General features: G+C 67.6%; 11 protein-coding genes. 5 read left to right on the forward strand and 6 right to left on the reverse strand.

All coding sequences use genetic code 11. From position 1 onward, the window contains the following. From ACT6Y9_RS04325 to ACT6Y9_RS04335, 3 genes are all read left to right on the forward strand, one after another. A partial coding sequence (locus ACT6Y9_RS04325) for a hypothetical protein (protein ID WP_443743622.1) occupies window positions 1–509 on the forward strand: 509 nt, incomplete at its 5' end. Between the two features lie 115 nt (window positions 510–624). Then, entirely contained in the window at window positions 625–1,767 is a 1,143-nt protein-coding gene (locus ACT6Y9_RS04330; RefSeq protein WP_443743623.1) for an RNA methyltransferase, read from the forward strand. Next, window positions 1,764–2,384 (forward strand): hypothetical protein, encoded by a 621-nt coding sequence (locus ACT6Y9_RS04335; protein ID WP_443743624.1) that lies wholly within the window; start codon window positions 1,764–1,766, stop codon window positions 2,382–2,384. Before ACT6Y9_RS04330 ends, ACT6Y9_RS04335 begins: the two co-directional genes overlap by 4 nt. A gap of 54 nt (window positions 2,385–2,438) precedes the next feature. Here ACT6Y9_RS04335 and ACT6Y9_RS04340 read toward each other — a convergent pair whose 3' ends face one another. From ACT6Y9_RS04340 to ACT6Y9_RS04365, 6 genes are all read right to left on the reverse strand, one after another. Beyond that, window positions 2,439–3,947, reverse strand: coding sequence for a tripartite tricarboxylate transporter permease (locus ACT6Y9_RS04340; protein ID WP_443743625.1), 1,509 nt, complete (start codon window positions 3,945–3,947; stop codon window positions 2,439–2,441). 10 nt (window positions 3,948–3,957) lie between these two features. Then, window positions 3,958–4,419, reverse strand: a complete 462-nt coding sequence (locus ACT6Y9_RS04345; protein ID WP_295480278.1) for a tripartite tricarboxylate transporter TctB family protein — start codon at window positions 4,417–4,419, stop codon at window positions 3,958–3,960. Window positions 4,420–4,677: 258 nt separating this feature from the next. After that, window positions 4,678–5,679 (reverse strand): Bug family tripartite tricarboxylate transporter substrate binding protein, encoded by a 1,002-nt coding sequence (locus tag ACT6Y9_RS04350; RefSeq protein WP_295480276.1) that lies wholly within the window; start codon window positions 5,677–5,679, stop codon window positions 4,678–4,680. Between the two features lie 228 nt (window positions 5,680–5,907). Then, complete coding sequence (locus ACT6Y9_RS04355; RefSeq protein ID WP_443743626.1) at window positions 5,908–6,648, reverse strand: transporter substrate-binding domain-containing protein; 741 nt, start codon at window positions 6,646–6,648, stop codon at window positions 5,908–5,910. Between the two features lie 11 nt (window positions 6,649–6,659). After that, entirely contained in the window at window positions 6,660–7,466 is an 807-nt protein-coding gene (gene xth, locus ACT6Y9_RS04360; protein ID WP_443743627.1) for an exodeoxyribonuclease III, read from the reverse strand. A gap of 37 nt (window positions 7,467–7,503) precedes the next feature. Continuing rightward, window positions 7,504–9,435 (reverse strand): acyltransferase family protein, encoded by a 1,932-nt coding sequence (locus ACT6Y9_RS04365; protein WP_443743628.1) that lies wholly within the window; start codon window positions 9,433–9,435, stop codon window positions 7,504–7,506. 171 nt (window positions 9,436–9,606) lie between these two features. Between ACT6Y9_RS04365 and ACT6Y9_RS04370 the strand changes: the two genes are divergently transcribed. Both ACT6Y9_RS04370 and ACT6Y9_RS04375 read left to right on the forward strand, forming a co-directional pair. After that, the gene (locus ACT6Y9_RS04370; RefSeq protein WP_443743629.1) at window positions 9,607–10,029 is read left to right on the forward strand and encodes a hypothetical protein; all 423 of its coding nucleotides are present in this window, start codon (window positions 9,607–9,609) and stop codon (window positions 10,027–10,029) included. Window positions 10,030–10,296: 267 nt separating this feature from the next. Then, window positions 10,297–11,301, forward strand: a complete 1,005-nt coding sequence (locus ACT6Y9_RS04375) for an ornithine carbamoyltransferase (protein ID WP_295480268.1) — start codon at window positions 10,297–10,299, stop codon at window positions 11,299–11,301. Window positions 11,302–11,489 lie beyond the last annotated feature (188 nt).

The following is an 11,489-nucleotide window of genomic DNA, read 5'->3' on the forward strand; positions in this document are numbered from 1 at the left end:
CCGCGCTCGCGCGGATCACCCGCGCGCGCGGCGTCGTCACCGCCGCCCGCGTGGACCGCGGCGAATGCATCCCGCAGGCGTTGCGGTGGCTCGCCGCTGCTGGATTCCCCGTGCAGAAGAGCGCGAAGCGCTTCTCGATCTTCACCTGGCCCGAACATTGGGACGGGCGGCCCCGCGACCGCCACGTCGTGCGCGACGCGGTCCGCGAGGGCGGGCGGCTCGCCGAAGAGCTCCTGCGCCGCCGGCCGCTCCTCGTCCTCTTTCTCTCGAGTCAGCTCCTTGACGCCGCGAACGACCCCGAAATGATCGGGCGGTTCGCGCCTGCGCTCGGACGCCCCCTCGAGCCCGCCTTCCGGCTTTCGTCCGGGCGCCTGCGCATTCTCGGGCAGCGCTGGGAGCGCACGCTCATGGCGGGAGTGCCGCTGCCGCGGCGCACGCACCGCGCGGAGCTGAACGACGAGGTCGCGCGGGCGCTCCGCCTGCTCTTCGAGCGCGAGGAGCTCCTCTGAAGGGGCAAAAGCGCCTGGGGCCGGCGGCAGGGCGCGGATTCGCCCGATGCTGATGCGCTCGGGCGCCTGTGGCATCATGCAGGCGTTTGCCTTTTCTGCCTCTCGCCCACCCTGCATGACCCCACCATCCCCGACTCTTCCGGCGCCCGGCGGCGCCCAAGACGTTCCCGACGCCGCCCCGTCTCAGACGCCCCTCAAGACGCTCGCCGACCTCGAGCGCCGGCTCGAGCTCCTCGGCGCCAAGGCGGGCCACAAGCGGCTCGTCTACCGCGCGTGGCTCGGGCTCGCGCCCTGGCCCGATCAGGAGGCGTTCTCTTCGGGCAGGCGGCCGCTCCCCCCGAAGCGCGTCCTCGACGCCCTGGCGCAGATCCGACAGGCGCTCGAGGCTGCGGCGCGCATCCGCTCGCGCCACCCGGGCGGCGACCCGGAGAGCGAGCGGCTCCTCGTCACCCTGGGCGACGGGCAGACGGTCGAGTCGGTGCTGCTTCCCCGTCGGGGCGTCTGCGTCTCGACGCAGATGGGGTGCGCCGTCGGGTGCGTCTTCTGCATGACGGGCCGGGGCGGCCTGGTGCGCCAGCTCACCGACCTCGAGATCGTCGCGCAGGCGGCGACGGCGCGCCGGCTTCGTCCCGCAACGAAGAAGGTGGTTTTCATGGGCATGGGCGAGCCTTCGCACAACCTCAGGAACGTGCTTTCGGCCGTGCGGTTTCTCGCCCAATACGGCGCCTTCGGCCACAAGGACCTCGTGATTTCGACGGTGGGCGACCCCAGGCTCTTCGACGAGCTGAACGCCTCCGACGTGCGCCCGGCGCTCGCTCTGTCGCTCCATACGGTGGACGACGAAAAGCGCTCGCGCCTGCTGCCGCGCGGCTGCCGCATGAAGGTCGCGGACCTCGTCGCCGCGGCCGAGGCCTGGGGGCGGACGTCGGGCTATCCCGTGCAGTACGAATGGACCCTGATGAAGGACGTCAACGACGGCTTGGACGAGATCGACGCGTTGGGACGGCTTCTCGCCGGCCACTATGCGATGGTGAACTTCATTCCGGTGAACGCCGTGGAGGGGAGCCCCTACCGGCGTCCCGAACGGGAGCACGCCGCGGAGCTCGTGCGCCGGCTGCGGTCTGCGGGCGTCGTCGCGACGCTGCGCGACTCGGCCGCGCAGGACGTGGACGGCGGCTGCGGACAGCTGCGCGCCCGCGTCCTCAAGGAATTCCGAGGCGCGGGTGAAGCGCATGAAGCGGGGGAGATGATGCCATGAGTGAAGAAGTCGTCAACACGCTCGAACTCACCGAACGGCTCGTCGAGACGCCCGTTCCGGCCGCGCGCCGGCGGCGCTTCTGGCTCGCCTGGTGGCTGTGGGCGGTCTTCGGCGCCGCCGTCACCTTCTCGGGAACCCTTGCGGGAACCTGGACTGCGGTGGCGCTCATCCTCACCTTGCCCTTCTGGGTGCTCTTCGTCCTTTGGCCCCTCTTCTGGATCCGCGACCGGCTGCGCGCCAAGCGCCTCTGGGCCGCGGAGGTGCTCGTGCTCCTCGCGCCCGAGCGCAGGGGGGAAGCGGAGGAGAAGACGGCGCTTCCCGTAATCGTGGGGCGCGCCGGCGGCCTCCTCGTTCCGCTCGTCGCCTGGGAGAGCGCCTTCCCGGCGCTGCCTCCCGACGAGCTCGGTGTGCAGACGCTCCCGCCCGGGCGTTTCGCCGGCGTGAAGCTTCCCGTACTCGAAGCCGAGGCGCTTCTCCAAGCTCCGGAGCTTGCGCTCCCCGCCGCCGACGCGGTGGTGGACCCCGACCGGGAGGCCGCCGCCCTTTGGGTTGAGCGGCTGCGTGCGGCCCGACGGTCAACTACCCCACAACCGCCGACGGCGCAGGCGCGGGTCTAAGAGGGAAAGACCGCGGCGCCCGCCGCAGGGATGATGCCGTCGGCCGACGGTGCGTCAGTCCTCCACGAACGCCTTCTCACGCCCCGAGCGCACCGAGGGGAGGATGACGAGGAGGAGCAGGAGCGCGGAGACCGCGAGGATCGAGCCCGAGATCGGCCCCGTCAAGAAGGTCGTGAGGTCGCCGCGGGAGAGCAGGAGCGCGCGGCGCATGTTTTCTTCGAGCATGGGCCCGAGGATGAAGCCGAGGATCAGGGGCGCGCACTCGCAGCCGAACTTGTTGACGATCCACCCGAAGACGCCGAACCCGATCGTGATCCAGATGTCGAAGGGGTTGTTGTTGATCGAGTAGACGCCGATCGCGCAGAAGACGAGGATCGCCGGGTAGAGGAGCCGGTAGGGCACGCGCAGCAGCCGCACCCAGACGCCGATCAGCGGGATGTTGAGGATGATGAGGAAGACGTTGCCGATCCACATCGAGACGATGAGGCCCCAGAAGAGCGACGGGTTCGTGGTCATCACCTGGGGGCCGGGCGCAATGTCGTGGAGCATGAGCGCGCCGATCATCAGGGCCATCACGGCGTTCGAGGGAATGCCGAGCGTGAGCATCGGGATGAAGCTCGTCTGGGCGCCGGCGTTGTTCGCCGACTCGGGACCCGCGACGCCGCGGATGTTGCCTTCGCCGAAGGCCGGGGAGGCCTTCGCGCCCGCGAGCTTCTTCTCGAGCGTGTAGGAGGCGAAGGACGAGAGGAGCGCGCCGCCGCCCGGCAGGATGCCGAGGAGCGAGCCCAGAATCGTGCCGCGGGCGATCGGACCCGCGCTCGCCTTCAGGTCGGCCCTCGAGGGCAGAACGCGGCCGACGGGGGTGGGGTCCGCTTCGCGGCCGCCCAAGGTCTCGAGGTTGCGGATGATCTCGGCGAAGCCGTAGACGCCCATCGAGAGCGCGACGAAGTCGAGGCCGTCCATGAGCTCGTCCACGCCGAAGACGTAGCGAAGCGCCCCGGAGTTGACGTCCATGCCGACGCATCCGAGGAGGATGCCGATCAGGATCATGCCGACCGCCTTCAGGAGCGAACCGCTCGCGAGCACCACCGCGCCCACGAGGCCGAGCACCATGAGGCTGAAGTATTCGCGCGGGCCGAACTCGAAGGCGACGAGCGTGAGGGGTTCGGCGAAGGCGGCGATCAGCACCGTCGCGAAGCACCCCGCGATGAAGCTGCCGATCGCGGCGATGCCCAACGCGGCGCCCGCACGTCCCGCCTTGGCGAGCTTGTGACCGTCGATGCAGGTGACGACCGCGGCCGCTTCGCCCGGGATGTTGACGAGAATGGCGGTCGTGGAACCGCCGTACTGCGCGCCGTAGTAGATGCCCGCCAACATGATGAGCGCGGTGGACGGGTCGAGCGCGTAGGTGATCGGGAGCAGCATCGCGACGGTCGCGACCGGTCCCATGCCGGGGAGCACCCCCACGAGGGTGCCCAAGGAGACGCCCACGAAGCAGTAGAGCAGGTTCGTGAGGCTCACGGCGCTCTCGAGGCCGATCCAGAGGTGATTGAGGAGTTCCATGACCGGGCCTTTAGAGGAAGACGGGCCAGAGTGGGACGATGAGTCCGAGGCCGCCGATGAAGAGAAGCGCCGAGAGGGTCGTGAGGATCACGGCCGAAATGAGGGCGTCCCTCAGGCGGAAGAGCGGGTGCGCGAGGGAGGAGAACACCACCATGAGGGCGATCGAGAGCGCGAACCCCAGCGTGAGGAGCGTCGCGGCGTAGAGCGCGACGCTGCCGAGAACGAGGATGGGCGCCTTTGGGGAGCCTAGTTCAATGCGGGAGAGTTCGTGCGCCGCGGGCGTATGGATGAGCGCCTTCACGACGATGGCGAGGCCCGTGAGCATCAGGCCCGAGGAGATGATGAGCGGAAAGTAGCCCGGTCCCATGCGCGCGAGCGTGCCGACTTCGTTTTCACCGAGGGTCGTGGCGCCGAAGAGCCCGATCGCGATGTAGAAGAGCCCGGCGGCGAAGTCCTTCTGGTTCTTGATCATTTGTATTTTTTCCCGCTCCGCCGCTGCGGGCGGCGGGCGGGGAGGTTTTGGTCTTGGTATGGTCGTCTTCCGAGCGTTCCGGGGGCGGCCGCTCGAAGTCGGTGGATTATGACTTCTTCCGCCCCATCGCGGGAGCGGCGCCCCACGCCGAAGAAAACGCAAACGGCTCTGCAGCAGAGGCAGAGCCGGAGGGGAGGGGCTGTGGGAGCGGGCGCAGGGCCTCCAGAGAGGGAGCCTGCGCCGGCAGGCCGGAGAGCGTCAGTCGACGCGCGCGCCCGCGAGCTTCACGAGGACCTTGTACTTCGCCGCCTCTTCGTCGATGAGCGCCTTGAATTCGGCGGGCGTGTCGGGGGCGGGGAGCGCGCCGAAGGCGCGGAACTTCTTGTCCATCGCCGGGTCCTTCAGGGCCGCGGTGATCGCCTCGTTGAGGGTCTTCACGTTCTCATCGGACGTGGCGCCGGGCACGAGAAGGCCGAACCAGGTGTAGATGTCGAAGTCCGGGACCCCGGACTCGATCATCGTCGGGGCGTCGGGCAGAAGCGGCGTGCGCTCCTTCGAGGTGACGGCGAGCGCGATCAGCTTGCCTGCCTTGATGTTGGCCGAAGCCGAGGCGAGGTTGTCGAAGATCAGGTCGGTCTGGCCCGAAATCACCGAGAGGAGCGCCGGCGCGGCGCCCGCGAACGGGATGTGGACCATGTCGATGCCGGCCTTGTTCTTGAGGAGCTCGCCCGCCATGTGGCCCGCCGAGCCGTTGCCGCCCGAGGCGTAGTTGAGCTTGCCGGGGTTCTTCTTGGCGTAGGCGATGAGGTCCGTCACGGACTTGATGCCGGTCTTCTCGGAGAAGGCCGGGGTGATCACGAGGACGTTCGTCGCGGTCGCCACCATCGTGACGGGCTTGAAGCCCTTCTCGGGATCGTAGGGGAGCTTCTTGTAGAGCGAGGGGTTGATGCCGAGGGTGGCGACGGCGCCCATCACGAGGGTGTGGCCGTCGGGACGGGCGTGCGAGACGTAGCTCATGCCGATGTTGCCGCCCGCGCCGGGACGGTTCTCAACGACGACGGTGCCGAGGACGGACTGAACGGCGTCGGCGATGGCGCGCGCGGAAACGTCGAGCGGGCCTCCCGGCGGGTACGGAACGACGATGCGGATCGGATTGCCGCCCTCGCCCTTCAGTGCCGCGGCCTGTGAAGTGATCGGAAAGTAGGTGGCGCTCGTGAGTGCCACCGCTCCGATGGCGCCCAACATTGTGCGACGCTGCATGACTGCTGCTCCTATGAGGTGCAAAAATGCCTTCCGCAGCATGCGAAAGGCTTGAAATATCTGGTCCGAGCCGTGCAAACAACGAGGGAATGCGAGACTCGTGGAGCTAATTACACCATGCCCGCAAATGGTGCGCGCAGGCGCGGAAGAAGGGATCCGGCGCACGCTTGCGGCGCCTCAGCGCGTCTAGGTCGGACGGCTTAGGGGAAATTCGCAGAGGTACTGGACTCAGGCGCCGAGCCACTTCTTGGCGAGCGCGTCGAGCACGCCCGCACGCTCGATTCGGCCCCAGGCGGAGAAGAGGAGCGGCGCGAGAGGCTCCGAGCGCCCCGAGGGTTCGCCCGGCGCCGCGGGCCTGCGGGCGCCCCGGCGCACGAGCATCGTCTTCCAGGCTTCGGGCGTGAGCGCGCGCCCGTTCATCGCGAGCGTGAGGCGCACGTCGCGCGCGGCGTACCAGCGCGCCTCGAAGGAGTCGGTGATCATCACGTCGCCCACTTCGGAGGCGATGCGTGCGGGGATCGAGGCGTTGTCGGGGACGGTGGTCACCTGGCAGCGCGTGAGGCGGCGGTCGACGAACTGCTCGTTCGTGCCGCCCGGATTCTTGATCACGCGGACGTCGGGTTGGTTGAGGTCCTCCGGCGTCAGGAAGCGCCCTTCGTCGGCCTTTCTGATGAGCGCCACCTTCGCGAAGGGCGCGTAGCGCGGCAGGTCGTCGGCGCGCCGGGCGCGCTCGGGGAGCCACGAGACGCCGCCCGCGGCGACGTCGAAGCGCCCCGCCTCGAGATCCGTGAAGAGCGTGGGCCAACTCGTGAGCACGAAGACGGGGGCGAGCCCCGCCTCGCGGCAGAGCGCCTCGGCGAGGTCGATGTCATGTCCGACGAAGCCCGCGGGGCACCCCTCGTCGATGATGCCGAAGGGGAGATAATCGCCGGGAATGCCGAAGCGCAGCCGGGGCTTGTGGTTGATCATCGTCGGGCTCCTCAGTATTCAAGGTCGACCGTGACGGGAGCGTGGTCTGAGGGCTGCGCGTTGGCGCGTGGACGGGCGTCCACGGCCGCGTTTCTCACGGCGCCCGCAAGGGCGTCGGAGACGAGAAGCAGGTCGATCCGGAGGCCGTGGTTCTTCTCAAAGCCGCTCTGGCGGTAGTCCCACCACGAGAACGTGGCGGCGGGCTGCTCGAAGAGCCGGAAGCTGTCGCAGAGCCCAAGCGACAGGAGGCGCGAGAGCGCGGCGCGCTCCGGCGCCGAGCAGAGAATCCTCCCCTCCCAGGCGGCGGGGTTCCAGACGTCGGCGTCGGCGGGCGCGATGTTGAAGTCGCCCCCGAGGATGAGGCGGGGGTTCTCTGCGAGCAGGGCCTTCAGGTGCCGCGTGAGGACGGAGATCCAGTCGAGCTTGTAGAGGTACTTGTTCGACCCCACCTCCTGACCGTTCGGGAAGTAGCCCCCGCAGAAGCGGATGGGGTCGTCTCCGGCGACGGGCGTGAGGAGCGCCGAGACGAAGCGCTTCTGCGCGTCTGGGTAGCCCGGGAGCCCGAGCTCCACCACCTCGGGCGCGCGGAGGACTGAGCGCTTCACGGCGAGCGCGACGCCGTTGTAGGTCTTCTGCCCGGTGAAGACGACGTCGAAGCCCGCCGCGTTGAAGGCGGCCGCGGGAAAGACGTCGTCGGTCATCTTCGTCTCCTGCATCACGAGGGCGTCCGCGCCCGAGAGCGCGAGCCAGTCGAGCACCTGCGGGAGGCGGACCTTGAGGGAGTTGACGTTCCAGGAAGCAAAGCGCAGCCGGGTCATGCTGAGGGCACCTTGAGTGAATTCAATGGAAGGAGCATCAGTGTGCCACAGCGCTGGAGGCCGGGACGGCGCGGTGTTCCGCCAGGCGTCCCGCCGCATCCTCAAAAATCCGGTCGAGCCAGACGCCTTCTTTCTCAATCCGCCGCACCTGCAGGTGGTCGTCGTCCTTGTACCACTTGAGGAGGTTGCACATCCCGTTCGGGCAGACGAAGGGCGTCGGGTCGATGAACTCCGCGACGTCGCCGAGAACGCGCTGCACGAGGTCGTTGCCCCGTCTCCAGTTCTCCTCCTTCGGGAGGGGCACGATGAAGTCGGACGCCTTGAAGTCGCTGCGGTCATAGTGGCGCAGCGGATCGAAGTCGCCCTGGCGCCCGTCCACCGAGGGCGTCCACGGGTAGTCAAGGAGCACGAAGAGCTTCAGGTTCCCGCGGGCCTTGACGGCCGCGCGCAGGTCTTTGAGTTGGTCGGCGAAGAGCGGATCCTCTGTCTTGGTCCCCCACATGCTGGCGACCACGAGCGTCTTGAGGCGCGGGTCCGCGATGAGCTTCGAGAGCGCGCGGAATTCCTTGGGCCAATCGCTGCGCGAAAAGAGGAACTTCCCCGACTGCGCGAACATCGCCGCAGGGACGCCGTATTGGGCGGCGAGCCGCTCTGCTCGGAGGTAGTACTCGGCGCAGTGGGAGTCGCCGAAGAAGAACACCGCGGGGAAGTCGCCCGGGGTCTCCGTCCGGAGCGTGATGCCCTCCGCGCTGACTTCGGGCGCAGCATTGTAGGGAGCCCATTCGTGGTCCGCCCGCACGGCCATGACGGGCGCGTCGAGTTGGTCGCGCTTCGGGAACCCATTGAACACCTTAATCGCCCAGCCCATCCCGAATGCAAGTGCGAGCGCAGCAAGAAGCGCGATGGAGACGGTCCTCGGATGCGCAGAGCGGCGCAGGGGATTCTCCACAAGGAAGTAGACGAGCGAGGCGATGAGGAAGGAGAGTGCGAGCGCACCGGCCAGCACGCCCGCCGACGGGTGCGGGTAGTAGATGAAGAGGTAGGAGAGGAGCGGCCAGTGCCAGAGGTAGAGCGAGTAGCTGATGAGCCCGACGTAGGTCATCGGCCGCCAGGAGAGGAGCGTGCAGTTCACGACCGCTCCCGGTGCGGCGGCGATGAGGGCGACGGCGCCCAGGACCGGGAGGAGCGTGACGGCGCCCGGATGCGCCGCGGCGTTTCCGTAGAGCGCCATCGGGAGCACGATGCCGGCGAGGCCGCCGAGAGAGAGGGCGTTGCGCACGCTAGAATCCAGACGTTCTGCGCTCCACCCGCCGAAAGTCTCCGCATGGGCGAGGACGATGCCGGCGCCCAGCTCCCAGAAGCGCGTGAGCGGAAAGTAGAAGGCGAAGTTCTTGTCGGAGGCGGCGAGGCAGGCGGCGAGCGCCCCCGCCGTGATGAGACCCACCAGAATCCCGAGGCGCTTCGCCGAGCGCGAAAGCCGCCAGACGAGCGCGCAGAGAATCGGGAACGCGATGTAGAACTGCTCCTCGATCGCGAGGCTCCAGAGGTGCAGGAGTGGCTTTCTGAGCGCGTCCTCCGTGAAGTAGCCGAGTTCGCGCAAAAGCCTGAAGTTCTCGATGAAGGCGGCGCTCGAGTAGATGTGCTTGGCGAGATTTCTGAATTCATCGGGCAGCAGCACAAACCAGCCGACCGCGGCAACGGCGAGCAGCAGCAACACGAGGTTCGGGATGATGCGCCGGATGCGCTTCTCGTAGAAGATGCGGTAGCTGAATGTGCCCGCCGCGAGTCCGCGGAAGATGATCCCCGAGATCAAGTAGCCGGAGATCACGAAGAAGACGTCCACACCGAAGAAGCCCCCAGGAATGAGTTCAGGGAAGGCGTGGTAGACGAGGACGGGCAGAACGGCGAGGGCGCGCAGGCCCGTGATGTCGTTTCGCCAAAGACGGGCGGAATGCTTTTCGATGGTCATGGGAGGGGATCGTGGAATGTGGCGGAAGGGCATGCTACCCGAATCTGCCTGTCCTTCTCGCGATGAAGTCCCGGAGGAATTCCGTTCCGCTGCACGGGGCGCCTGCGGCGGGCGGACCTCCTCCCGCGCGGGCTATGATTAGCACAACTCTTTCTCGCGGAGACGCCAGCCATGCACAACGACCATCTCAACCAGACGCCGGAAGCGGACAAGCCCGCAGCGGAGTCCGCCGCCGCCCCGAAGGAAGGGGCCGCAGAGGCCCCTTCGCTTGCCGAACGCTTCCTTGAGGTCGCCGCCCGGCGGCCTCTGAAGGAGAAGGCCGTGCGCTACGCGCGCCCCAAGAAGGGGCCGCGCCGCAAGGAGGACGTTCTGTCCACCACCGTCGTGCTGCGCCTCTCCCGGGAGCAGCTTGAATTTCTGCGTGCGATCGGCGGTGCGCTGTGGGTGCGCGCCCTCGTGGACCTGCAGATAGAACGGCTCGGCGTCGGCGAAAAGCTCCGCAATCAGGTGCTCGCGCGTCAGCGCCAGCAGCCGCTGCACCTCACGGCCCGCGCGAAGCGCCCCGCCAAGCCCATTCTTTCCGACGAAGAGTGAGCGGTCGGCGCCGCCCGCACCCGCAGCGTGTCATTTGACGCCTTTGATTTGTCATTGAACGCCAATGGTCGACCATTGGAAACATAATAAAAACAATGTGTTAAGTGTTTGGAGGCCGTCACGGAGGCTAGGAGAAAGTGCTTAGATGAAGCGCCGTGAAGGGCGCGGCCTCCCTCCTACAATGCTCCGCAAACGGATTCCGGGAGTCCCGCCTTCTGCGGCAGACTCCGGATCCGTAGCCGTACCCAAACCACATGGAGCACACCTATGCCGATGAATCTTCGCGGCCGCAGCCTTCTCTCGCTCGTTCACCACACGCCCGCCGAGATCGACTACCTCGTCGACCTCGCGATCGACCTCAAGAAGGCGAAGCGTCTGGGCAACGAACCGCGACGCCTCGTCGGCAAGAACATCGCCCTCGTCTTTGAGAAGACGAGTACGCGCACCCGTGCGTCCTTTGAGGTCGCCGCCCACGACCAGGGCGCCGGCACGACCTTCTTCGAACCCTCTTCGTCGCAGATCGGCCACAAGGAGAGCATCAAGGACACGGCCCGCGTGCTCGGGCAGATGTACGACGCGATCGAATACCGCGGCTTCTCGCAGAAGGTCGTTGAGGAGCTCGCTGCCTATGCGGGTGTGCCCGTCTACAACGGACTCACCGACGAGTGGCATCCGACGCAGATGCTCTGCGACCTGATGACGATGAAGGAGGCGAGCGGCAAGGCCTGGAAGGACATTTCGTTCGCCTACATGGGCGACGCGCGCTTCAACACGGGGAACTCGCTCCTCATGATCGGCGCCAAGATGGGCATGGACGTGCGCATCGGCGCGCCCAAGGAATGCTGGCCCTCGGCCGAGCTCATCGCGCTCTGCGAGGAGCTCGCCGCCGCCTCGGGCGCGAAGATCACGATCACCGAGGATCCGGTCGAAGCCGTCAAGGGCGTGGACTTCATCCACACGGACATCTGGGTCTCGATGGGCGAGCCCGCCGAGGTCTGGGCCGAGCGCATCCGCCTCCTGAAGCCCTACCAGGTGAACGCCGAACTGATGGCCGCCTCCGGCAACCCCAATGTGCGCTTCATGCACTGCTTGCCCGCCTACCACAACACCGAGACGAAGGTGGGCGCCAAGGTGGTTGAGGCGCATCCCGAGCTCGCGCAGGGCGTCGAAGTGACCGAGGAGGTCTTCGAGTCGCCCGCCTCGATCGTCTTCGAGCAGGCCGGCAACCGCATGCACACGATCAAGGCGCTGATGGTCGCGACCCTCGCCTGACCGTCCCGTCTGCGCCGGAGGGGGCCGCGCGCCCCTTCCGGGGAAGCGAAGAAGCCGCTCGAAGGGCCAGTTCATTCCGGCGCTTCGGGCGGCTTCTTTGCGCTTAACCCAAACTCCGGGTTAGCCGATCCCTACCCAAACTCCGGGTTAGCCGATCCCTAACAGGAGAGGATCTTCGGAGGGAGCGG

It is taken from the genome of Sutterella sp. (assembly GCF_052272535.1).
Lineage (GTDB): Bacteria > Pseudomonadota > Gammaproteobacteria > Burkholderiales > Burkholderiaceae_F > Sutterella.